Below are 23,251 nucleotides of genomic sequence, written 5' to 3'. Positions count from 1 at the left end.
AAAAGGGCTGCCTTGAATAGGCAGTCCTTTTCGCATGGGGCCGCTGAGCTCATAACTTTCCACGAGCGCTCATAAAACTGGATTGGCGCTTATATTTCCGGAGAACCGCTTATAAGTCCAGGTTGTCGCTTATATTTCTCCACAAGCGCTTATAACGGCAGAGAATCGCTCATATCCCAAAACAAACGCTCATATCCGAAGGTCACCCATCTGTATCCACTCTAAAAACGGGGCTATCCAACTAAGCGGACAGCCCCTTAACTTCACTTTTTCTTCTGAACCGTTTTCGAGTTCCCTTCCACTAACTGGCCTTTGTACCAAGTTTTCTGGACAGGTTTCATGCCTTTCGTCAATTTTCGGTAATCCCGTTCTTCCGCATAGGACAGGAGGGTCAGCACTTCCCCGTCACTTCCTGCACGCCCCGTCCTGCCCGAACGATGCAAATATTGCTCGATTGTATGCGGAACATCGACATGGATGACATGTGTCAGACCCTCGATGTCCAGACCACGAGCTCCAAGGTCTGTCGCAATCAAGACGCGGAAGTCACCTTTTCGAAAACTCTCTAACGTCTTCTGACGATCCATTTTCTTCATGTCCGAATACAGGACCCCGATCGGCGCCTCGTTGTACCGCAACTTCATCTCCTTCATATGGAGTTGATCCACATTATTCATGAAGGCCAGGGCCCGAATGCCTTGCAAATGCGACAGGCCGCGCAACAGATCTGTTTTTTCCCGTACATCAGTCTTCACATAGGAATGGACCACTTTCCCTTGCTTCGGCATTTCGGCTGCAGTCACTTGAAGCCGGATCGGTTCTTTCATCAACCGCTTCGCGACGAGCTCAATCTCATCCGTGATTGTCGCTGAAACAGCGATTACCTGTCTTTCTGGATGGGCAGCTTCAATCAACCCTTTCACTATCACGCGATGATCGCGGGATAAAAGCTGATCCGCCTCATCTAGGATAATTTGCCGGATGTCGTACATTTTCAATCGGTTGGACCTCACCAGTTCGGCCAACCGTCCGGGAGTCCCAACGACAATGGTCGGTTTCTTTTTTAACCGATCGATTTGGCGCTGCATATTCGCTCCGCCAATCAATTGAGTGACCGTAATACTTGTTCCTTCCACCCATTCCCGGATGATATTGACAATCTGCATCGACAATTCCTGGGACGGTGTCACGATCAAAGCCTGCGTCTGCTTTTTATCGCCATCGACCATTTGCAAAATCGGAAGAACATACGCTAGCGTTTTTCCCGACCCTGTCGGTGACTCCGCTACGATATCTTTGCCATCCAACATTTCCGGTATCATTTTGGTCTGGATCGGCATTTCGGTTTCAAATTTCCATTTCACTCTAATCTTCTCGTCCAAGCGTTCCAAAAAGGACATTCTGATCCCCACTTTCATTCTACTCCATCCAGTATATCCTAGCTTCCGTTTTTACACGAATGTTCATCGTTTCACTTCATATCCACATCTCTCGATTGCCGTTTCGGCCAAGACGAGGAGCGAATCGATATAGTCTTCCCCGAGGTCCAATTCTTGTCTGACAATGGATAGCTCGGTGCAGCCGAGGATCACTTTGTCACATCCTGCCTCTTTCATGGTCTTCTCGATGAAATCCCACTTCTCCCGGCTTGCCGGTTTACCGGCTTTGATTTCATCGTAAATGACCGACATGAGTACCTCTTGGGTTTCCGGATCGGCAATAATGGGCGTCAAGCCATGCTGTTTACAAGCGGACTGGTACACTTCCGTATGGATGGTCCCTGTCGTTGCCAAAATCCCGACTCGAGTCGCGCCCATTTCTCTCGCGAGTTGCGCCGTTTCTGACACCATATTGATGATCGGAAGATCCGTCCCTTCCTGAATATGCGAGAAAAAGGAATGCGCCGTGTTGCAAGGAATAGCCAACACTTCCGCTCCCACCGCTTCCAGGCGCTTGCTATCAGCAACGATAACGGGAACGGGATCCTCCTCACTTTCTCCAAGAATGAAGGCTGTCCGATCTGGAATATTCGGATTATTAGTTATGATCATATTGACGTGGTCTTGGTCTTTCTCCGCGGCTGTCCGCCTGACGATCATTTCACCTATGTACATCGTAGCCAAAGGTCCAACGCCGCCGATGATGCCCAATGTTTTCTTTTTCATGTTATCCAACAAACTTTCTATAATAGTTTTTTGACAACCGCCATTCCATCAAAATTATAGCATACAGCATGGAATGTGCGGTCATCCATTGCACCTATTCCATTATGACGTAGAGCTAAACGGGACGGTTCCCTTTTGGTTAAAATGAAGAAAAGCCACGGATAATTCCGTGGCTGCTTTCCTCATTTTTTCAATTTCTTCTTCAATTGCTGGACTTTCGGAACTACTTTTACGAACAGATTATAAAGGAACGGTTTATACACTTTGTCGACTTCTCCGATATACTCCGTCACGCCATCCTCTTGGCAAAAGCTGCTTTTGAAGGCATATAGCCCGTCCTTTTGGCTGTCTAAAATGAAGACGCCCCCGAGATCATACTGCTCGGCCCCTTCCTCGATCCCCCACTTCATCATTTCATAATTCATAAGGTGGTTTGGATTGAGATTGCGCTTTTCATTCGTACTACCTGCATATAAATAATACAACTTTCCGTGATAGTTTATCGTAACGGCACCTGCCAAATAGTCTTCTTCGTGTTTGACCAAATAAATCCGAAGACCGTCATAGGCCTCGCGCATTTTGACAAAGTAGTCATACGAACGGACTGTGATTTGATTGCGTTCCGCCATTGTTTTATAAATATCATAGAAGATCTTCAAGTACTCATCACTACGGGAATACGAAACTTCCACTCCCTTTTTGATGGCACCTCGAATGATATTCCGCGTCTTCTTCTTATATCTCATCATGATCGATTCTTCGTCTTCGCCTTCCAGTTTAACGATCATGTTCAAACGTGGTTGGATCAGTTCGTCCTTATCGGCCGAGACATTCCGGACTACGTAACCGGCATTCTTATATTTCGTGTCTAGCTCCTCGGAATAAAGGATTTCGGGATCCATTTTCAAAGCGAAGGCTTTGTGCTTTTTCGCAACAATCTCCGCTTCCTTCAACAATTCAGAAACAAGCTGTTCATCATGAAAATCACAAACAGGACCACGCGGCGCGTAGAGCAATGAAAATCCGCCCGGCACTTTCCGAATGAGAAGTGACATAGCGGCTACGATTTCTCCATCCCGTTCCACATATACCTGTTCATTTCCCCAATCATCTTTGACATCCGCCCAATTGGGGTCTTGCGTGAGAGCCCGATACGGGGAGTTTCGGATAAACTCCTCATACCGTTTCACATCTCTCTCATTGTTTTTGTCCAATACTGGCACTCTGGGATCACTCCTTATACCCGTGCACAAAACTCTGCCTATAGACAGAGTCACTCTTTCCGTTTGAAATACTTCTCAAATCGCTTGTAGTAATCTCGATAATAATTGTACAACTTCAACGAACGGATGGGATTCCGATCTTTAGCATAATAAAGGGTCGAAGCGGTCTTTTTCTCCTGGATAAGCCGTTTGACCTGCTGTTTCAATTCATAATCCATCGTATATTTGACGAGCAATTTCAAAGGCACCGTATGCCAGAGCACTTCGTTTCGGCCATACTCGATCGGATTATCACGATGATAGACACGATCTTCCACAAGGTATTTGGCCATGTTATATCCATTCGCAGTGACAAAGTAACTACTGCGTCCTTGACGGATGTTCAATTCGAAGATTTTATATTTCCCGTCTCTGCGATCATATTTCAAGTCGATGTTCGCATAGCCCGTAAATCCGATCGCCTCGAGGAACTTCTGGTATTGATCGTAAATCTCCTGGTTGTATTCCCCGACGATGCCGACATAATTCCCGATCAGGACCGGCGTATAGTCTTCCAAAACAACCCGTCCAAGACACATCATCCTCACTTTCCCGTTGCGATCGCAATAGGCATTCAACACGCGCATGACGGTGTCATCGCCCGGGATATAGTCCTGAATGATGAGTTTTCCGTCATAGGAAGAAGAATAGATGGTATTGATCGCATCGACAAATTGTTCCTTTGTATGTAAAACGTACGCTTTTTTCTTTCCTTCGAATTGGGCATTAAAATAACGCATGCTATCTGAAGGCTTGACGACCACCGGAAAACCGAACGGTAATTCCATATGCGGATCCATCCCTTTAACGAACATGACCGTGTCCGGGTAATCCAAACCGTATTTTTCACACATTTCATAGAAGTTCTCTTTGAATATGATATCATCCATCATCTCTTCATCGACAAACGGAAGAATATAATGCGGCTCTAAATACTTGCTACTTCTGACGGCAAGCTCGACATAATTTTCATTGCTGGCAATTAAGAGTAGATTGTCTGCACGCTCTTGCAGCTCGTCCTTTAATTCCAACAGGCTTTTAATAAACGTATTTGGATCATCGAAATTATCGAAAATTCGTTTTTCTACAATTTTACTATGCATCGTCGAAAGGAGATGGCCTTTCGTTGCAATAATGCTGATGATGCCATATTGCTCGTGGAACGCTCTCGCCATTCCGTAAGCATTGTCATCCGACCCGAGGATGACGGGGAGAAAATCCGCTTTTGGCATGAATAAAACCCCTTATCAACAAGTTCTCAAGCGAATCGAACAGCGTAGGGTTCGATTTGCCGTATTTCTGTGTTCTTTGCAGAAATTAAGGCACCTGACCCGAACAGCGTAGGGTTCATTTTGCCGTATTTCTGCGTGTTTTTGCAGAAATTAAGGCACCTGACCCGAACAGCGAAGTGTTCGATTTGCCGTATTTCTATGTTCTTTGCAGAAATTAAGGCACCCTCAATGGGATGTCCCTTTCAAAATCCGCGACATCCGCCGGCCAACTACAAGCACCAAGTCCTGTGGCAACGTCGGCACTAGTCCGTCCTGTACGTGGAGGCATTATCTGAATTTAGCCTAACACTTATAGAAGTATGAGTCCTCTATGCCAACCGTTCCGCTTACAGCACAATTGACTTTGATGTAATTCAGATAACACCCCCAAGTGTATCGTACACGTGTTTCCAAGTCAAGAAACCGCAAGAGTACAGTAGTTAGGACTTTTGTTTTTTTAATGCTGAAATAATGAAAAACAACTATGTCTTTTGTCTCTCCTTCCGTTTATAATGACGTTAGAACATTTTAATATTTTGGTGGACTAGTAAAAAAATGGGGGTATTATATTGAAAGTATCGGTACGTACTAAACTCGTTAGTTTGGCATTGATCGTTATTTTATTTCCTATATTAATTGTAGGCTTCGTGAATTATTTCGTAGCAAAAAACGAATTGGATGAAGTCGGCAAAATGGGACTGCAAAATGGGACATATGCCGTTTTAGATCTTATTGAAGAGCTGGACCGCCAAGTGAAAGATGGACATCTGACATTGGACGAAGCACAAGAGAGGGCCAAAACGAAAATCCTTGGGCTAAAACAAGCGGACGGGACAAGACCGATTGACAATCCGGCCAAGTACGGGGAGAATTTCTACTTCTACGTTGTCAATGAGGAAGGCGTATTGGAAGCACATTTAAATAAGGAAGGGGAAAGTTTATATGACTCCCAAACAGCAGACGGTCGCTATTTTATACGCGAAGTGATTGAGGTTGCAAAAAATGGCGGCGGATATGTCCAATATGAATGGCCGTTGCCGACAAACCCTGATGTCCTTGCTTCCAAAATCACCTATAGTCTTCCCTATCCTGATTGGGGATGGATCGTAGCAGCAGGAACTTATGAGATGGATTTTAATGCTGGGGCCAAACAGATCATGAAATATACAATCTTGATGATGTTGCTTGCCACCGGTATTGGCGTCGGTCTTTTCTGGATCTTCTCCGGTAGGATGACTTCTTACGTTAGAAGAATAATGTCGATAACTTCCGATATCGCAAAAGGTAAACTGACGGGCGAAGATATCCCCATTTTGTCGAGGGACGAGCTTGGCATTCTCGCGACAAATGTCAACGAAATGAAATCCAGCTTGAATGAAATGGTCGGCCATACAAGGGATTCTTCCAATCGGATGCGCAATTCATCTGAAATGCTGAGCGCGATCACGGAAGAAACGACGGCCTCGGCGGATGAAGTCCACCATGCCATTTCCGAGATTTCGAACGGTGCAGTCGTTCAAGCGGAAGAAGCGGAGACAGCAATCGGAAAAGTGGATAATCTATCCACGCTCATTTCCAATACGACCGAGAAATACGAAGAGATTGTCGGTGGCGTATCTACCATGATGACCTTGCAGAAAACGGGTAGCGAAAAGGTCGACGAGTTGGACCGGAATTCCGTCGAGTTTACAGAAGTTATACAAGACCTCCGGAACAACTTCTCTCAGTTAACAGAGGGCATGGGAGAAATCCAAACGATTGTCCAAACGATTACTTCCATTTCCGAACAGACCAACTTGCTGGCATTAAATGCAAGCATTGAAGCGGCCCGTGCCGGTGAACATGGAAAAGGATTTGCAGTAGTGGCAGAAGAAGTACGTAAACTTTCGGAGGGGACTAACGAAGCGACGAATAAGGTACGGGATCTTTTGGTACGAATCGAAGGGGATACTGCCAACTCCGACAAACAAATGACACATACACTGAAGCTGTCAAAAGTCCAAGTCGGGGCGATCCATGAAACGAAGAAGGCATTCGATGATCTGAGCGATTCCATCGAAGGCATCACCTCCCATCTTCAATCGCTGGATAATGACATGAAAGAGATGGATGCCAATCGGCTTGTCGTGGTCGGTGCCATTAACCAAATTGCCAGCGTCGCAACGGAATCGGCCGCCGCAACGGAAGAAGTGAATGCTTCGATCGATGAACAGAAAACAGCTATCAATTCGATCATGAACTCTTCGTTGGAACTGCATACCGAAGCCGAGCGGATGCACGAATTGGTAGAGCGCTTTACGTAAGATCAAGTTCCGGAAAACACGTTACTATGTGTTTTCCGCTTTTTCATTAAATCATTTGTAACTAATTCACAAAACTTACATTTCCTTTTTACGTCTTTTCTACTATAATAAACGTATAGTGCAAATCGCCTTATTTTTTGCATATTTCTGGGGGGATTGTAATGAAAATGTCTGTTCGCAACAAATTGGTGAGTTTGTCTGTGATTGTCATCCTGTTTCCGATTTTATTTGTCGGCTTGATGAATTACTTTGTCGCCAAAAAAGAATTGGATCAAGTCGGACGCATCGGTCTACAAAATGGCACCTATGCCGTTCTGGACTTGATCGAAGAATTGGATACCGAAGTGAAAAGCGGTAGTCTGACGTTGGAAGAAGCACAGGAAAAAGCACGGATTCGTATTGTAGGTCCGAAAGGCGAAGAAGGAAAACGCGCGATCACCAATCGGGCAAAGTATGGGGAGAATTTTTATTTCTTTGCGGTGACGGAAGAGGGGATCATCGAAGCGCACCCGAGTTTGGATGGGGTGAATGTCATTGATTTTCAAACGGATGATGGACGCTATTTCATTCAGGAGTCCATTACAGAGGCAAAAAAGCCGAATGGCGGATTTGTCCGTTACGATTGGCCAACTCCGACCAATCCTGATGTAAAAGCGCCAAAGATTACATACAGCTTGCAAGATCCGCATTGGGGATGGATCATTGCAGCAGGAACATACGAAATGGATTTCAATGCGGGAGCTGTCAACGTTCTGAAAAACTCCGCCATTATGATGCTCATTGCCACGCTGATTGGCGTTGGCCTGTTCTGGATTTTCTCTGGACGAATGACTTCTTATATCAAGCGGATTATGGCCATGACATCAGATATTGCAAAAGGAAGACTGACGGGTGAGGACATTCCCATTTTATCCAGAGATGAGCTTGGAATCCTCGCAACGAATGTAAATGAAATGAAATCCAGTCTGAACGAGATGGTCGGCCATACACGGGAATCATCCAACCGCATGCGCAATTCATCCGAAATGTTGAGCGCCATCACCGAGGAAACGACAGCATCGGCAGATGAGGTACATCATGCCATTGCTGAAATTTCAAATGGGGCTGTCGTCCAAGCGGAAGAGGCGGAAACGGCTATTGGAAAAGTGGACAACCTATCTGAATTGATTTCCAATACGACTGAGAAATATGAAGAAATTGTCGGCGGCATGACGACGATGACGAATTTACAAATAGCGGGAAGCGAAAAAGTAGGTGAGCTGGAACGCAATTCTGAGGAATTCACGGAAGTGATCCATGAATTACGGAAAAACTTCTCTCAATTGACGGACGGCATGGGAGAAATCCAAGCGATCGTCCAAACCATTACGTCGATTTCCGAACAGACCAACCTATTGGCACTGAATGCCAGCATTGAAGCGGCAAGGGCTGGGGAACATGGAAAAGGATTCGCCGTTGTCGCCGATGAAGTGCGCAAGCTATCCGAGGATACGAACGAAGCGACAAACCGGGTCCGTGATCTTCTTGTCCGGATTGAGGGGGATACCGCCTCTTCGGAAAACCAAATGACACATACGCTGAAATTATCGCAAGTTCAAGTGGAAGCGATCAACGAAGCGAAGCAGGCGTTCGATCATTTATCGGATTCCATCCAAGGCATCACGGGCCATCTGCAATCCCTTGACAGCGACATGCAGGAGATGGATGCAAATCGTCTCGTCGTGGTCGGCGCCATCAATCAAATTGCCAGCGTCGCGACGGAATCAGCAGCCGCTACGGAGGAAGTGAACGCATCCATCGATGAACAGAAAACAGCAATTACGTCGATTATGCACTCTTCTCTGGAATTACAGACTGAAGCAGAACGTATGCATGAGCTGGTGGAGCGATTCACCTAAACGGACAGCAGGACAAGAAGCGCTCTAGCGGCGCTTCTTTTTTGCATTTTCATTCCATGGCGGAAATCGGCTGAGTATGCGATAATCGTAATATCTATCGGAGGGGAGTTCGTGCCCTCCTATTTTTTTTGGAGGGATTCGAATTGACTATTTTCTTGACCGGTTCCACGGGGTTCCTAGGGGGTAAATTACTGGAAAGATTGATTGAAACGACCGACCATCCGCTCGTTATCCTCGTGAGAGATATGGAGAAAGCGGAGCGTCTGCTTGATACACTGCCAGTTGGCGCCGAACAAAGAGTGACATTGGTGAGGGGCGATATTACAGATCCCTTGTGCGGCATGGATTCATCCATCGTGAATGAACTTCAAGGAACTGTGGATCTCTTTTATCATATCGCAGCTCTTGTGAAGTTTGACGAAGAATTGCGGGATGACTTGTTCCGGATTAATTACGATGGCACCCGCCATGCAGTCGACCTTGCCAAACAGCTTGGCGTAAAGCGATTCCATTATATCAGTACCGCTTATACGATTGGAAAGAGGACAAGAGGGATCGAACAGTTATATCCGGTCGATTCCAATGTTCATAATCCATATGAAGAAAGCAAAGTAAAAGCGGAGCATCTTGTTTTTTCTCATTCGGGTCCAATGGAAGTATCCATATTCCGCCCTTCCATCATCGTTGGTGATTCCGAAACTGGCGAGGCGGATTCGGAGTTCACATTGTACGGATTTATGAGGGCTCTAGATGTCTTTAAGAGGAGACGCGGCAAATCCATTTCCCTAAAAGAATCATACCGATTAATAGGAAGCAAGGAGGCCACTTCCAATCTGGTACCTGTAAATTATGTTGCAGATATATTGGCCATTGCAGCAGAAAAAGCACAAAACGGTAAAATTTACAACATTACCAACCCGGCTCCCCCATCGAATCATTTGATATTAAACCTTATCAAAAAAGCTATCGGTTTTGAACAGTTGGAAATTATCGAAGACGCCGATATCAACACATTGACGGAAGATGAGATAAAATTAAACAGCCTGGTCGCAGTTTTCAATGCATATCTATCACGTTCCTTCCATTTCGAAGACGAGAACACCCAACGCTTAATTGCGGGCACTTCCACACATCACCTCCATATGCCGCTTTCCAACCTCGAAATGATCATTGACTCATACTTTCAATTGAAACATCCACAAACTATTGGATGACTCGCATACACATGCGGGTCTTTTTTTATTCCCATCCAAATTGTCATAAAATTTTACGTTTTCTTCCTAGTTTTAGGTTGACATATTTTACTAGCATAAGAGATAATTAAATTAGTCCATTAGTTATATTAAAAGGGTATTTTTTAGGTTTTTTGCACTAGGGGGGAGAAAGTTAAAAATGAAAGAAATTAAAAGAAACATAAGGAGTATAGGCTCTAAACTAACAGCGTCTATCATTCTCCTCTTACTGACCGCATCAGTAGCATTAGGTTTTTTCACATACTTGAACAGTTCACAGGCCATCATCGATCAAGTGGAAGTGACGCTAAATGAAAAAGCGAAAGACACAGCGCACTATATCGAAGAACGGTTCAACCGCAGTTTCGTTGAATTGGAAGCGTTGGCCACGAATGCAGCAGTGGAGAGTATGGATTTAACGATACAACAAGCTTTTTTGCAGAAGAAATTAAAGGTGACTGATGATTATCTAACCTTTGCCATCATCACCTCGGACGGAATTTCACATTATCTGGACGGCACGACAGCGGATTTATCAGATCGGGATTATGTTATCAATGCCTTCAACGGGGAGACGACGATGTCTGAAATCATCATTAGCCGCGTGACGAATGAACCGGTCATGATGCTGGCCACCCCGATCGACACAGCGACTGGGGAAGACGCGCTTTTATTAGCTCGGATTGATGGTTACTATTTAAGCGAAATTATCGAGGATATCAAGATGGGACAAAACGGCCACGCTTTCATCATAAATGCCAGCGGGACCTATCTCGGCCATAAGTTCCGTGAACGTGTGAAAGAACAAGTCAATTATGTAGAAATGGCAAAAACCGATGGCGTGGAAACCGAAGAGTCGCGTGTCATTGGAGCAATGCTGGCACAAGATGAAGGGGTTGTACATTATGAATCGGAAAATGGGACGCAGCTCCTTGGCTTTCATGAACTGGACAACGGCTGGAAAATCGGAGTAATCGCTTACGAGGATGAAATGCTTGCAGGTTTGGATAAATTGAAAGTCGATTTTTTCATCGTCGCTCTGATCATCATGATTCTGGGAATTGGGTTGGCGATTACGACATCCCTTTCGGTCAGCCGTCCGATCAAAGCGATTGTCCGCATGGCGGAACAATTAGGAAATGGTGATTTCACGCAAGCAATTCCGGACCGATATGTGAAACGGAAGGACGAAATCGGGACGTTGGCAAGCACATTTGTCCGCTTGACCGAAAATATGAAACAGATGATCATCCAAGTTAACCGCAGTGCAGAAAGTGTGAATGCGGCGTCCATTGAATTAAATCGGGAGACCGACAATGTTAATAGCATGTCTCACACTATCGCATCAGCCATCCAGCAAATCGGCCGCGGATCGGAAGCACAAGTGGCCATGTCGGAAGAGAGTGCGGCGGCGGTGGAAGAAATGTCTGCCGGTATCCACGGCATTGCGGAACTTTCGTCATCTGTAGCAAAAAACACTGAATTTATTTCCGAGAAAGTGAACGACGGCCATACCGCTGTCCGACAAACGATCCAACAGATGGAACATATTCAGGAAGGGACGAACAAAGCGACCGGAATCATCAAGCAGCTATCCAAAGAATCAGAGGAAATCGGACAAATTTCCAAGATGATCACCGATATTTCGGAGCAGACCAATTTACTTGCGTTGAATGCTTCCATTGAAGCAGCCCGTGCAGGCGAAGCAGGCAAAGGGTTCGCCGTCGTCGCAAGCGAAGTACGAGTGCTTTCAGAGCAAACTGCCGAGTCCGCTGCAAAAATCAATCATCTCATCGACGTAGTCCAACGCCACACCCGGGAAGCGGTGGCGGCGGCAGCACACGGAGAAGAAAATGTATTAAAAGGGACAGAAGTCATTGAGCAATTAGGGAAACAGTTTGAGGATATCGTTCAGGCCATCCACCAAATCAGCAACGAAATCGAAGAAATGTCTGCAGTATCCGAAGAAATGGCGGCCAGCTCCGAAGAAGTCGCAGCTTCCATCGATGAAGTGGCTATCACTGCGAAGACCGCCTCGGAGTATGTGGAAGAAGTCACCGCTTCGACAGACAATCAATTGCACACCGTCGAAGAAATGAACTCCTTCACACATCAACTGTCCGAAATGGTCGATGAATTGCGAGTGGCTATTCAAAAGTTTAAGGTTGAGTAAGACCGCAGACGCAAGAACATTTATACACTTGCTAGGTTTGTGAATTGAAAGGGAGCCCCTGTCATAGTCATTCAACAATAGTTGAATACTTATGGCGGGGGCTCCCTTGTTTCTAATTATAGGAATGGTGGAATCCTAAAGAATAGTTACAATCACCATTGCCAAGAATAGGATCGCTATATAATTGACCGAGTAAAGGAAGTTCAAATGGGCCCATTTCATATTATCCTTTGTGAAAAAGCCCATGACGCTGATGATCAGATAGCCAATATTCAATACCGTAGCGACGATAATGAACGTCATGCCAAGTGACACGAGATAAAAAGGCAATGGCAACAGACAGGCCACATAGACAAACATCTGACGTTTCGTCATATCAAATCCACGGACAACCGGAAGCATAGCCACCTGGGCTGCACGGTATTCCTCATATTTTTTCATTGCGATGGCAAATGTGTGTGGCATTTGCCAGATGAACAATATGATGAACAAAATAATTGGTACGATATGATAGGCCGACGTGACCGCTGCCCAGCCGATCAACGGCGTCACGGCTCCGGACAAGCTACCGATCGCAGTGTTTAAGGTATATTTCCGTTTCGACCACATCGTATAGAGCACGACATACGTAAACCAGCCGACAAACCCATAAAAGGCGGCCTCAAATGTCGTAAAAAATAATAGAATCATCCCGATGGCCGATAAAGCGATTCCAAGAACCAAGACACTCTGAAGGGAAACATTTCCTGTTACAGTCGGTCTTTTCTGCGTCCGGGCCATCACCTTGTCGATATCGGCATCATACCAGTTGTTAAGGACGAGTGCCCCGCCCATCAGTAGAGTGCTGCCGATAATGGTCAATAAAAATAAATCCATTTGGGACATGAATGTGGATTCCGTAAAATGAAGTGCCAACCAAAAACCGGTAAATACCGGTAGTACATTAGCTATTAAAACGGGCGCTTTGAAAAGCAACCTCATATCGGCTATGAATGTGGACGTATTTTGCTCTTCGCCAACGGAGAGCACTCCATCTTTATTCATCTATAACCTCTCCTTAGCCTAGCTTGAAAAAAGCATTAATACTTACTCCTACTCAATAATATACCATTTCTGCAAGACAAATTTAACCCATCCATTTTCCTTTTTCATAAAATCGATGGCTGTTGTTCACAATTTCGTGAAAAAGCGCGGGCCAAACGATGAAAAAGCCACCCTCGTCCCTCGAGAGTGGCATCATCCTTTATTTCAAAGTACGATTCAAGAAAGCACGTGTCCGGTCGTGCTTCGGGTTCGTGAACAACTCCGAAGGATGGCCGGCCTCCACGATTTCGCCGCCATCCATGAATACAGCCTGATTGGCCACTTCTTGCGCGAAGCCCATTTCATGCGTGACGACGATCATTGTCATGTGTTCCTTCGCGAGATCCTTCATCACTTCCAACACTTCCCCCGTCAACTCGGGATCGAGTGCGGATGTCGGCTCATCGAATAGCAGGATTTCGGGATTCATCATCAAGGCGCGCGCAATGGCGACCCGCTGCTTCTGTCCGCCCGATAATTTCGATGGATAGACCGTCGCCTTATCGGAAAGCCCGATTTTCGCAAGCAATTCAGCGCTCCGCTGTTGAATGGCTGTCACAGATTCCCGCTTCGTCAGTCTTGGTGCCAATTCCAAGTTCTCCTTGACTGTCAGATGCGGGAAGAGATCAAAATGCTGGAACACCATTCCCATCTTGGAATTGACTTTCTTGATCTCCTGCGGTTTGGAATAAACCCCATCCTTCACTAAATAATCGCCTGCTACACAGATAGTGCCTCCGTTGACCTCTTCCAGATGCACAAGACTCCTGAGCATCGTGCTTTTCCCAGATCCAGATGGTCCGATCACAGCGACGACATCATTTTTATTCACATTAAATGTGATATTCTTTAGCACTTCCAGCGGTCCAAATGACTTTTTCAGATTGTGTATTTCAATGATTGCCATGGGTTCCTACTCCTTTTAGTCAAATTTAAACCGCTTTTCCAGCCATTTAAAGAATGTCGTCAAGGTCAATGTAATGATCAGATAGATAATACCGGCTATAAAGAACGGTACGATGGTAAAGTCCCGGTTGACCGCGGTCTGCGCAAAATGCAGCAACTCGGGAACCGCTACCGCATAAAGCAGAGCCGTATCTTTCACGAGAGTGACCGATTCATTCGCCACTGCCGGCAAGGCGATGCGGAACATTTGCGGAAGGACGATCCGGGTTGTTGTCTGCCATTTATTGAGCCCGAGAACTTGGGCAGCTTCATATTGCCCCTTGTCGATGGCCAGAAGTCCTCCCCGAAAAATTTCTGCGAAATACGCCGCATAGTTCAAGATGAATCCTAGGCAGGCTGCGACAAACCGATCCAGCACCAAATACTCTCCCACTACGGGCAGCAACGGCAAACCGAATACGATAAATAACAGTTGTAACAAAAGCGGCGTTCCTCGCAGCAAGTAAATATACGTGCTAGCCAACCAAGATAGCGGCTTAAAACTGCTCCGTACAGCTAAGGTCAGGAGGAATCCCAACGGTATGGAAAGGACGATAGCGACAATGAACAATAGTACAGTCACTTGCGCCCCTTCTAGCATCGGTTTCAATATGTTGTTTAAATACTCGAACGACATGAAGGTTTCCTCCAAAAACAAAACAGGGTTTCGCTAGGAAATCCTGTTTGTCCACTATTTGTAGTAGTTTTTATTTCAATACTTTATTTTCGCCAAACCATTTATTCGAAATTTCTTCGGCCGTACCATCTTCATTCATTTCATCAAGAGCAGCTTGAAGTTTTTCCAGCAGCGCTTCATTTTCTTTTTTCACACCGACTCCATATTCTTCAGGAGCAAGGGATTCTTCCAGAACCTTAAATGTCCCTTCTTCCTTGGACATGTAATAGTCGATGACGACTTCATCGATGACGACCGCATCGACACGGCCTGTTTTCAAATCGGTTAATGCCAAGACGTTATCGGCAAATTCCGTAACGTTTTTCACGTTTTCATGAACTGGGTCTGCGTTTAGTGCATCCAATGCGGAAGATAGCGCTTGAAGACCGACGATTTTCCCGTCCAAGTCCGCCAACTTCGTGATTTCTTCATTGTCCGCCAGGGTAGCAACGACTTGTGCATTGCGAAGGTACGGTTTCGTAAATAGGACTTTCTCTTTTCGGTCGTCTGTAATCGTATAACCGTTCCAAATCAAGTCAATGCGTCCACTCGCCAATTCTGTTTCTTTCGTTTTCCAATCGATTGGCTGAAATTTCGCTTCCATCCCCATATGCTCCGCAGCAGCACGTGCATAGTCAATGTCAAAGCCGACAATCTCATTTTTCTCATCGCGGAAACCCATTGGTGCAAACTTATCATCAATTCCGATTATGAGCGTTTCTTTATCATCCGTTTCAGTCCCACCCGATGCTGTTCCGGAATTTCCTTCTTCAGACTTAGAGTTTGAACAACCTACGACCAACGCAAAAATCGATAGCATCATCAATAGGCCGAGTGTAAATCGCTTCATTGTAATTTCCCCTTCCATCTATGTATACTGCTTTTAAATATAAATACTTTAGTACGTTAACACTCTATAAGGATAACATGGATAGTATGAAAATAAAACCCCGAATTAGCAACAAAAAAAGGTGCCAAGTAAAGAAACAAAGTTCCGACTGTTTCAGTACTTAGCACCCGCGGATCGGCCCGATTACCAGACAACCCGTTGGCGACGTTTATATACTTTACTATTGCGATAATCTTTTTCGCCTTCTTTGCCTATCCCCAAGTAATGTTCTCGAACTTCTTCATTAGATAGCAGATCTTCGGCTTTACCCTGCATGACGACACGGCCGCCTTCCATTATGTAGCCATAGTCGGCAATTCCAAGAGCCACATTGGCATTTTGCTCCACAACCAAAATGGACATGCCTTCTTCTTTATTAATTTGTTTAATATTTTGGAAGATCTCTTGTACAAGCAATGGTGCAATCCCTAATGAAGGTTCATCCAACAAAAGTAGTTTCGGCTTTGCCATCAAGCCACGCCCGATTGCCAACATCTGCTGTTCCCCACCTGACAAGAAACCGGCTTTCCGGCCTTGCAGCATTTTCAACTTTGGAAAATACTCATAGATCCGGTTGATATCGCCTTTGATGTTGGAACGGTCCTTCCGCGTATAAGCACCGGCGATCAAGTTTTCTTCGACAGTCAAGTCTTTGAAGATACGCCTTCCTTCCATACTGAGAAAGATGCCGCTTCTTACAATGCCATCAGGCGCAGTATTTCCAATGTTCTTGCCTAGAAATTCAATTGAACCATCGGTAACCTGTCCACCTTCCCCAGCGAGAAGGCCGGAAATGGCTTTCAACGTTGTCGATTTTCCGGCACCATTGCTGCCGAGCAACGCAATGATTTGTCCTTCCGGGACATGAAGCGACATCCCTTTCAGCGCCAAGATGATTCTCGAATAAACGACTTCTATATTATTTACATGGAGCATAGAACGTCTCCTCCCCAATCAAATACAACTTTGGTATTTGCAATTGACACCAGTTTGAAAAAGGACAAACGGGGAAGCGTATGGAACAATCCGCTGCTTCTCCCGTCTGAGTCCCTTTATGCGCGGGCAGCCCGCGCAAATTTCCAATTAGTCTTTGTAACTCATGTAATCAGTCAGCTGTTCCCATTTACCGTTTTTAACGATACCTAGGCGAGTCTGTTCTGTTCCTGCGTGATTGTCAGCGCTAAATGTAACCGGTGCACCAAGTCCACCCAAGTCAAGGTTCGTCAAAGATTCCAAACCGGCACGGATTGCTTCACCGTTAAGCTCTCCATCGGTCTGCTTGGCAGCCGCTTCAATTCCAGCAGCCATGATTTTCGCAGTAGTCCAACCTTGGACGAACTTCTGATCAATATCCTCCAAAGTTTTACCTTCCCCTTTGAGGTATTCTTCGATTTCAGCAATTCCAGGGAAATCTTCATATGGCATTGCGTGAGAGAGGATACCGATGTAACCTTCTGCAATATCTGCGCCAACAATATCAATTACCCCTTCACCGGAGGCCCAATTCAAACCGAAAAATTGAGTGTCAATGCCAAGTGTTTTAGCGTCCCGAAGGATTGTGGAAGTAGCAGCCCAAGTTTGTTGGATAATCGCATAGTCAGGATTTTTCTTCTCCATGTTCAACAATTGGGACTGTGCTTCAGTTGCTTGAACGTCAATTACTTGCTCGTCAACTACTTCTACACCAATTTCAGCCGCATACGCTTTAATATCTTCAATTGGAGAACGTCCAAATGCAGTGTCATTGTATAGTAACGCTATAGTCGGGTTATCCCCTTCATGGTTATCTTTGATATATTTTACAATCGTACGGCCTTGATCGGAATAAGATGCCGCAGTCAAGAAGTTATATGGACTTTCATCCAAGTTTTTCAAGTTTTCAGAATAAGATGCCGAGAAGTAAGGAAGTTTATCGTTGGCAACTTGTTGACGCAATGCTTCCGTGTCACCTGTTCCCCACCCAAGAACTGCAGAAACCTTATCTTTGTCACGGAATTGCTGATAGATCTTTTGCGCTTCCGGAATTGCATAAGCATAGTCTTTTCCGCTCAATTCCACGGTTACGCCTTCAATTCCTCCAGTTTTTTCCAAATGCTTGAAGAATGCCTGCTCCCCTTCAGCAAATGGTGTTCCGACGTCGCCTGTCCCCCCTGTAAGGTCGAACAATCCACCAACGACAACTTTACGTTTCTCGCCTGTGCTTTCTGATTTACCGTCATCGCCACCAGTAGACTTACTTTCGGCTGGTCCGTCAGTTGTCGTTTTTTCTCCCGCATCGTTCCCGCCGCCACAAGCTGCAAGGATCAAGAGCATCATTAAACCAACCAATAAAGCTAAAAATTTATTCTTGCTCTTCATACACAATTCCCCCTTTTTTTGTATGGAAAGAAACCTAGGAACTTGTCCATGTTGGGTTTCGAATTCCCGCCCCTAATACGAAAACGGCCACAATCTGAAATATTTCTTAATGTTTAACCAAATATGAGCTAATCCGCCCGGTTCAAAAATCAGGAATAAGATAATTACGAGCCCGAACGCGAATTCTTTCAGTGCAGAAAACAATTGGTAGAGATCCGGCATAATTCCCGCCATGACATCCACAAGAAAACTCAATAATACGGGTAAAAGCGTAATAAAGACAGCTCCGAAGATGGAACCTAGAATACTGCCAAGCCCACCAATCAGAATCATGGCTAAATATTCGATGGAAACGTGAAAGCTGTACAATTCCGGGCTCACGATCATCGTGTAATGTGCCAATAAGGCTCCGGCGATGCCAACGAAGAAGGAGCTGATAGCAAATGCCATTACTTTGTATTTAAATAAGTTAATACCCATTATTTGTGCTGCGATATCCCGGTCACGGACCGCCAAGAATGCGCGACCAGTACGGGAACGGAACAAGTTGGCCGCATATAGAACAGTCAACAATAAGATAATGACACATAAGTAATAATAGGCAGTATTGCTGGAAAGTGAAAACTCGCCTATAGACGGACGGTTAAGAACCAAGCCTGCCGTTCCTCCTGTGAGACTATCCCATCGGCTTATGACAAAAAGGATAATAACTTGTGCCGCCAATGTTGCGATGGCCAAATACAGCCCTTTCAGACGGAGTGACGGAATTCCGAACAACCCACCGACTACAGCTGTGACTACACCCGCCAACGGCAAAGCAATCCAGAAACTAAGCCCCAGTGTAGAAGTCAAGATTGCCGAAGTATAGCCACCCACCCCGAGGAAAGCACCAACCCCGATGGAAATCTGGCCAGTAAATCCGGTCAGAAGATTAAGACCGATTGCCCCGACCGAAGCGATCGCACATAATGTCAACAATCCGACCCAATAACTGGACGTAAAAGTAGGTACGGCTAAGACGAGCATAACGATGACCGCCCACTTGATCTTGATCGATGTGGTCCCAAACATTTTCATATCTTCTTTATAAGTAGTTTTGTATTTCCCGCTATTCATTGCAAATGGATTACGCACGAGCTCACACCCTTTCTATTCCCCGTCTGCCGAACAACCCATATGGTTTGACCATCAAAATGAGGAGTACGATGATGAATGGCACAACCTCTTTGAGTCCTCCACCAATGAGCGGATCCAAATAGCCTCCCGCCATACTTTGAAGGACACCAATGATGAAACCGCCGACAATGGCCCCCAGCACACTGTCGAGCCCCCCCAGGATCACAACTGGCAATACGGTTAGGCCGATTGCGGCCATCGTAGGGCTTAGACCGTTAATGTTACCTAATAAGATTCCTCCAACCGCAGCAACGACTGCAGCAATCGCCCAAGTTGTAGCATAGACATACTTGACGCTAATCCCCATCGACTGTGCCGCTTGCTGATCGTCAGCCACTGCACGCATTGCGATTCCCATTTTGGAGAATTTGAAGAACAACGAAAATATGGTAAGTAGGACAATGACAACTACAAACGACCATAGATAAACAGGTGTAATTATGACGCCGCCGAATTTCAACGGAGTTGGCGGGAACACTTGAGGGAATGTTCTTGTCTGATGCCCCCAAATCATGTGCACTGCGCCCCCTAATAAGCTGGATAATCCGATGGTTGCCATGATGACGGATATGACCGGCGCATTCATCAACGGCCGGACTACTAACCGTTCTACAACTAAACCGAGTGTTGCACTAAAGACCAACGTAAGAAGTACTGCAAAAATGAAGGGCACTTTATAAGCAGTCATAAGGATCAAGCAAATGTAAGATCCGATGATGACAAATTCCCCGTTCGCCAAGTTTAACGCATCACTCGCCCGGTAAATGAGGACGAATCCCAATGCGACCAGTCCATAGATACTACCTACAACTATTCCGGTGACAAGCATTTGAATAAAAAATGTCATACGTTATGCCACCTCCTGATCAAGTTTCAACTGGATGACTTGAAGACTGATTTCCTCAACAGCTTCCCGGTCAGATTCGGTCATCATCACCTCAAGGCTGTCTGTATACATTCCATCCAACAGCGATTTGTACTTGTCTTCAATAAACTTCCTTCTTACCTTCAACGTACGGGTGAGTTCCCCGTCATTTGCATTAAATTGCTTATGAAGTATGGCGAATTTCCTAACCCTGGCTTCAGGTGGAACATTGCTCATTAACTTGGTGACTTCCCGTTCAATGAATTCAACGACCTGAGGATGCCTTGATAAATCAGAATATTCAGTATAAATAATACGGTTCTTATCCGCCCACCGGCCAACGCTGTTCAAGTCGACATTCAAGATAGCCGTCATATACGGTCTGTCTTTTCCGTAACAAACCGCCTCTTGGATATAAGGGCTTGATTTTAATGTGTTTTCAATAATTCTCGGATAAACCGTCTTCCCATTGAGCGCCGTAATAATGTCTTCTTGTCGATCAAGGATATACAGATGACCATCGTCGTCCATCCGTCCGCAGTCACCGATAGAAATCCAGCCGTCCACCACCATTTTCCGATCTTCTTCATTTAAATATTCGGAGAAGATGGCAGGATTTTTCACATAGATATCTCCATTCTCCTCGACCCGCACCTCGGTATTCGGGAGAGGGATACCTGTGCTTCCCGCTCGGATATCACCGTCATGATGGACAAAAGCAATTCCGGCAAACTCGGTTCCCCCATAGGTCTGTTTTAGATTCAAGCCGATACTATGGTAAAAATGAAATGCCTCAGGTTGCAATGCAGCCCCTGCCACATATGCACGTTTCGTTCTGGAGAGGCCCAAGTGGTCGCGAATGGCGCTGAAAACAAGGAAATCGCCGAGCTTGAACATGAATTGGTCCCCACCGGAAGGCTTTCTATTATTCAGCTTTGCTTCTGCAACTCGATCTCCGTACTTCTTAAATAGATTGAAGACCTTCTTTTTGAACCAGGTCGACCCTTCCATACGGATTGTAAAGTTAGACATTAACGTTTGATAAACCCGCGGAGGAGCCATCAACGTCTGTGGACCGATTTCACGAAGGTCTCCGATAACCGTATGCGGCTTTTCCGGAAAATTGACAACCGTCCCTGTAATTAGCGGGATTACGGTACTCAGTACTTTTTCATGGATCCACGATAGAGGCAAGAATGAAAAATAGTCATCTTTTTTCGTCATTTGATCAATTGCTATTAAACTTTCTGCTGCCGCTATTAAGTTATCATGAGTCAACATGACCCCTTTGGGATTTCCTGTTGTCGCTGCACTATAAGCGATGACAGCCACATTTTTTCCGAGCGACCGTTCAGTTTGAGTCCGAAAAAATCCCGGCTTTTCTCTTGCTAAAGAACTGCCCAGAGTCAGCAACTCGTCAAAGTCAACCAATTTCGGGTGGTTATAGTAACGCATTCCTTGTGGATTATAATAGATGATGTGCTCAACTAATGGAATTTGCTCTTCGATTTCAAGCAGTTTGTCCACCTGTTCCTGGTCTTCGGCGATGACAATTCGCGCTTTACTATCATTCAAATAATAGACAATTTGTTCAGGCAATGACTCTTGGTAGATCCCGACTGAAATGCCTTCCAATACTTGAGTAGCCATTTGCGAATAGAGCCATTGAGGCTTGTTCTCCCCGATGATGGCAAGTATCTCGCCTTTTTTAAAATGGAATTTATCCGATAAGGCGAGTGCAAGTTGCTCGACTTTTTCGTAATAGTCCCCCCAGGTTATTTCATTCCAAATACCGAGGTACTTCTGCCTGAGCGCGACTTCGTTTTTCTCTTTGGACGCCCGTTCGGTCAAAAGTACAGGCAATGTTCTTTCTAATCCCATCGCATAGTCCACCCCTTTAAATAACGTTTTCTTCCCCGATATATGCTTTGATGACGTCCGGATTTTTCTGGATCTCCTCAGGTGTACCGAAGCCTATTCTCTTCCCAAAATCCAAAACGGCTATATGGTCGGATAAGCTCATAACAATCCCCAAATCATGCTCGATTAAAACTACCGTTGTATTCATGACCTCGTGCATATCCAAAATGAAACGTGCCATCAGGTCCTTCTCTGCATTATTCATACCTGCCATAGGCTCATCCAAAAGGATTAGTTCCGGACCTAGTGCAAGAGCCCTCCCCACCTCAACCCGCTTTTGGAGCCCATATGGCAATGTACCGACAGGAGTATGTCGAATATCTTGAAGTTCCAGAAACTCGATCACTTCCTCCACTTTTCTTCGATGGGCGATCTCCTCATTGGAAGCTTTCCCGATGAAGAACCCCCCGGTAAGTGGTCCTGAGTTCATCAGTGTGTGTCGGCCCAGTTTCAAGTTATCGAGTACGGACATGTGGGCAAACAGTGCGATATTTTGAAAAGCACGGGCGATACCCAATGTTGTCCGCATGAACGGTTTCATATTTATGATTTCCTGACCTTTGAATCGAATGGATCCGTTTGTCGGCTGATAAAGCCCACTGATGCAGTTCAACATACTTGTCTTCCCGGCACCATTCGGACCGATCAGTGAAAAGATCTCCCCTTCTTCAATATGATATGTAACGCTATCCAGTGCCTTTACCCCCCCAAATTGCAAAGACACATTCTCTATTTCTAGTATAGGTCCCATATTGAATCCCCCCTTCATACCGTCTGCAACTTAATGTAAGCGTTGTCATGATTCTACAGAGAACTAGCTAGTTTGTCAATGTACTTTTTGTAATTTTACGAAATTTGTAAAGTATAAGTATCTGAATTATTTAACTTTAATTATACTCCTATACTAATAAATGTCGTTTTAAGTAAATAATTTCAATTATTTTACTTCTCGGTATTTTTTAGGTTCGTCAATAATGGCTCTGCTATCGTTTTTTGAAAGGGCTAACATAATATGGATTATTAACTTTTTGCCAT

The 23,251-nt window shown here is 45.2% G+C and carries 18 protein-coding genes; 4 read left to right on the top strand and 14 right to left on the bottom strand.

Annotated features, from left to right (window positions below; all coding sequences use genetic code 11):
* Positions 1-263 precede the first annotated feature (263 nt).
* The 4 genes from AB1K83_RS15265 to AB1K83_RS15250 form a co-directional block, all read right to left on the bottom strand.
* Positions 264-1,400: a DEAD/DEAH box helicase gene (locus tag AB1K83_RS15265; RefSeq protein ID WP_413059119.1), complete on the bottom strand. Its 1,137-nt coding sequence runs from the start codon at positions 1,398-1,400 to the stop codon at positions 264-266.
* A 63-nt stretch (positions 1,401-1,463) separates the two neighbouring features.
* Positions 1,464-2,165, bottom strand: a complete 702-nt coding sequence (locus AB1K83_RS15260; protein ID WP_413059078.1) for an aspartate/glutamate racemase family protein — start codon at positions 2,163-2,165, stop codon at positions 1,464-1,466.
* A gap of 182 nt (positions 2,166-2,347) precedes the next feature.
* Entirely contained in the window at positions 2,348-3,388 is a 1,041-nt protein-coding gene (locus AB1K83_RS15255) for a lipid II:glycine glycyltransferase FemX (RefSeq protein WP_413059077.1), read from the bottom strand.
* A 50-nt stretch (positions 3,389-3,438) separates the two neighbouring features.
* A complete protein-coding gene (locus AB1K83_RS15250; protein ID WP_413059076.1) occupies positions 3,439-4,659 on the bottom strand; it encodes an ATP-grasp domain-containing protein in 1,221 nt (406 codons plus the stop codon).
* Between the two features lie 608 nt (positions 4,660-5,267).
* Here AB1K83_RS15250 and AB1K83_RS15245 point away from each other — a divergent pair.
* From AB1K83_RS15245 to AB1K83_RS15230, 4 genes are all read left to right on the top strand, one after another.
* Entirely contained in the window at positions 5,268-7,001 is a 1,734-nt protein-coding gene (locus AB1K83_RS15245) for a methyl-accepting chemotaxis protein (RefSeq protein ID WP_413059075.1), read from the top strand.
* Positions 7,002-7,162: 161 nt separating this feature from the next.
* A complete protein-coding gene (locus AB1K83_RS15240; protein WP_413059074.1) occupies positions 7,163-8,899 on the top strand; it encodes a methyl-accepting chemotaxis protein in 1,737 nt (578 codons plus the stop codon).
* A gap of 143 nt (positions 8,900-9,042) precedes the next feature.
* Positions 9,043-10,113, top strand: coding sequence for an SDR family oxidoreductase (locus tag AB1K83_RS15235; protein ID WP_413059073.1), 1,071 nt, complete (start codon positions 9,043-9,045; stop codon positions 10,111-10,113).
* 178 nt (positions 10,114-10,291) lie between these two features.
* On the top strand, positions 10,292-12,304 hold the full coding sequence (locus AB1K83_RS15230) for a methyl-accepting chemotaxis protein (RefSeq protein WP_413059072.1): 2,013 nt from the start codon (positions 10,292-10,294) through the stop codon (positions 12,302-12,304).
* A gap of 135 nt (positions 12,305-12,439) precedes the next feature.
* Here AB1K83_RS15230 and cyoE read toward each other — a convergent pair whose 3' ends face one another.
* From cyoE to AB1K83_RS15180, 10 genes are all read right to left on the bottom strand, one after another.
* Entirely contained in the window at positions 12,440-13,348 is a 909-nt protein-coding gene (gene cyoE, locus AB1K83_RS15225; RefSeq protein ID WP_413059071.1) for a heme o synthase, read from the bottom strand.
* Positions 13,349-13,547: 199 nt separating this feature from the next.
* Positions 13,548-14,294 (bottom strand): amino acid ABC transporter ATP-binding protein, encoded by a 747-nt coding sequence (locus tag AB1K83_RS15220; protein WP_413059070.1) that lies wholly within the window; start codon positions 14,292-14,294, stop codon positions 13,548-13,550.
* A 15-nt stretch (positions 14,295-14,309) separates the two neighbouring features.
* Positions 14,310-14,969, bottom strand: coding sequence for an amino acid ABC transporter permease (locus AB1K83_RS15215; protein WP_413059069.1), 660 nt, complete (start codon positions 14,967-14,969; stop codon positions 14,310-14,312).
* A gap of 70 nt (positions 14,970-15,039) precedes the next feature.
* Positions 15,040-15,858 carry an amino acid ABC transporter substrate-binding protein gene (locus tag AB1K83_RS15210; protein ID WP_413059068.1) on the bottom strand — a complete coding sequence of 273 codons (819 nt, stop codon included), beginning with the start codon at positions 15,856-15,858 and terminating at the stop codon, positions 15,040-15,042.
* Between the two features lie 183 nt (positions 15,859-16,041).
* A complete protein-coding gene (locus tag AB1K83_RS15205) occupies positions 16,042-16,833 on the bottom strand; it encodes an ABC transporter ATP-binding protein (RefSeq protein ID WP_413059067.1) in 792 nt (263 codons plus the stop codon).
* 147 nt (positions 16,834-16,980) lie between these two features.
* The gene (locus AB1K83_RS15200; protein ID WP_413059066.1) at positions 16,981-18,255 is read right to left on the bottom strand and encodes an ABC transporter substrate-binding protein; all 1,275 of its coding nucleotides are present in this window, start codon (positions 18,253-18,255) and stop codon (positions 16,981-16,983) included.
* A gap of 72 nt (positions 18,256-18,327) precedes the next feature.
* Positions 18,328-19,389: a branched-chain amino acid ABC transporter permease gene (locus tag AB1K83_RS15195; RefSeq protein ID WP_413059065.1), complete on the bottom strand. Its 1,062-nt coding sequence runs from the start codon at positions 19,387-19,389 to the stop codon at positions 18,328-18,330.
* Between the two features lie 4 nt (positions 19,390-19,393).
* Positions 19,394-20,278 carry a branched-chain amino acid ABC transporter permease gene (locus AB1K83_RS15190; RefSeq protein ID WP_413059064.1) on the bottom strand — a complete coding sequence of 295 codons (885 nt, stop codon included), beginning with the start codon at positions 20,276-20,278 and terminating at the stop codon, positions 19,394-19,396.
* Positions 20,279-20,281: 3 nt separating this feature from the next.
* A complete protein-coding gene (locus AB1K83_RS15185; protein ID WP_413059063.1) occupies positions 20,282-22,177 on the bottom strand; it encodes an AMP-binding protein in 1,896 nt (631 codons plus the stop codon).
* A gap of 16 nt (positions 22,178-22,193) precedes the next feature.
* A complete protein-coding gene (locus tag AB1K83_RS15180; RefSeq protein ID WP_413059062.1) occupies positions 22,194-22,967 on the bottom strand; it encodes an ABC transporter ATP-binding protein in 774 nt (257 codons plus the stop codon).
* Between the last annotated feature and the right edge of the window lie 284 nt (positions 22,968-23,251).

The organism is Sporosarcina sp. 179-K 3D1 HS (assembly GCF_047228905.1).
In the GTDB taxonomy this organism is placed as follows: Bacteria; Bacillota; Bacilli; order Bacillales_A; family Planococcaceae; genus Sporosarcina.
This window is presented reverse-complemented; position numbering and strand designations above follow the sequence as displayed.

What these genes read in the sequence shown, in the direction of transcription:
- AB1K83_RS15260 (WP_413059078.1), bottom strand. Translation starts at nt 2,165, where the DNA reads ATGAAAAAGAAAACATTGGGCATCATCGGCGGCGTTGGACCTTTGGCT.
- AB1K83_RS15250 (WP_413059076.1), bottom strand. Translation starts at nt 4,659, where the DNA reads ATGCCAAAAGCGGATTTTCTCCCCGTCATCCTCGGGTCGGATGACAAT.
- AB1K83_RS15210 (WP_413059068.1), bottom strand. Translation starts at nt 15,858, where the DNA reads ATGAAGCGATTTACACTCGGCCTATTGATGATGCTATCGATTTTTGCG.
- AB1K83_RS15240 (WP_413059074.1), top strand. Translation starts at nt 7,163, where the DNA reads ATGAAAATGTCTGTTCGCAACAAATTGGTGAGTTTGTCTGTGATTGTC.
- AB1K83_RS15190 (WP_413059064.1), bottom strand. Translation starts at nt 20,278, where the DNA reads ATGACATTTTTTATTCAAATGCTTGTCACCGGAATAGTTGTAGGTAGT.
- AB1K83_RS15215 (WP_413059069.1), bottom strand. Translation starts at nt 14,969, where the DNA reads ATGTCGTTCGAGTATTTAAACAACATATTGAAACCGATGCTAGAAGGG.
- AB1K83_RS15230 (WP_413059072.1), top strand. Translation starts at nt 10,292, where the DNA reads ATGAAAGAAATTAAAAGAAACATAAGGAGTATAGGCTCTAAACTAACA.
- AB1K83_RS15185 (WP_413059063.1), bottom strand. Translation starts at nt 22,177, where the DNA reads ATGGGATTAGAAAGAACATTGCCTGTACTTTTGACCGAACGGGCGTCC.
- AB1K83_RS15205 (WP_413059067.1), bottom strand. Translation starts at nt 16,833, where the DNA reads ATGCTCCATGTAAATAATATAGAAGTCGTTTATTCGAGAATCATCTTG.
- AB1K83_RS15200 (WP_413059066.1), bottom strand. Translation starts at nt 18,255, where the DNA reads ATGAAGAGCAAGAATAAATTTTTAGCTTTATTGGTTGGTTTAATGATG.
- cyoE (WP_413059071.1), bottom strand. Translation starts at nt 13,348, where the DNA reads ATGAATAAAGATGGAGTGCTCTCCGTTGGCGAAGAGCAAAATACGTCC.
- AB1K83_RS15220 (WP_413059070.1), bottom strand. Translation starts at nt 14,294, where the DNA reads ATGGCAATCATTGAAATACACAATCTGAAAAAGTCATTTGGACCGCTG.
- AB1K83_RS15180 (WP_413059062.1), bottom strand. Translation starts at nt 22,967, where the DNA reads ATGGGACCTATACTAGAAATAGAGAATGTGTCTTTGCAATTTGGGGGG.
- AB1K83_RS15265 (WP_413059119.1), bottom strand. Translation starts at nt 1,400, where the DNA reads ATGTCCTTTTTGGAACGCTTGGACGAGAAGATTAGAGTGAAATGGAAA.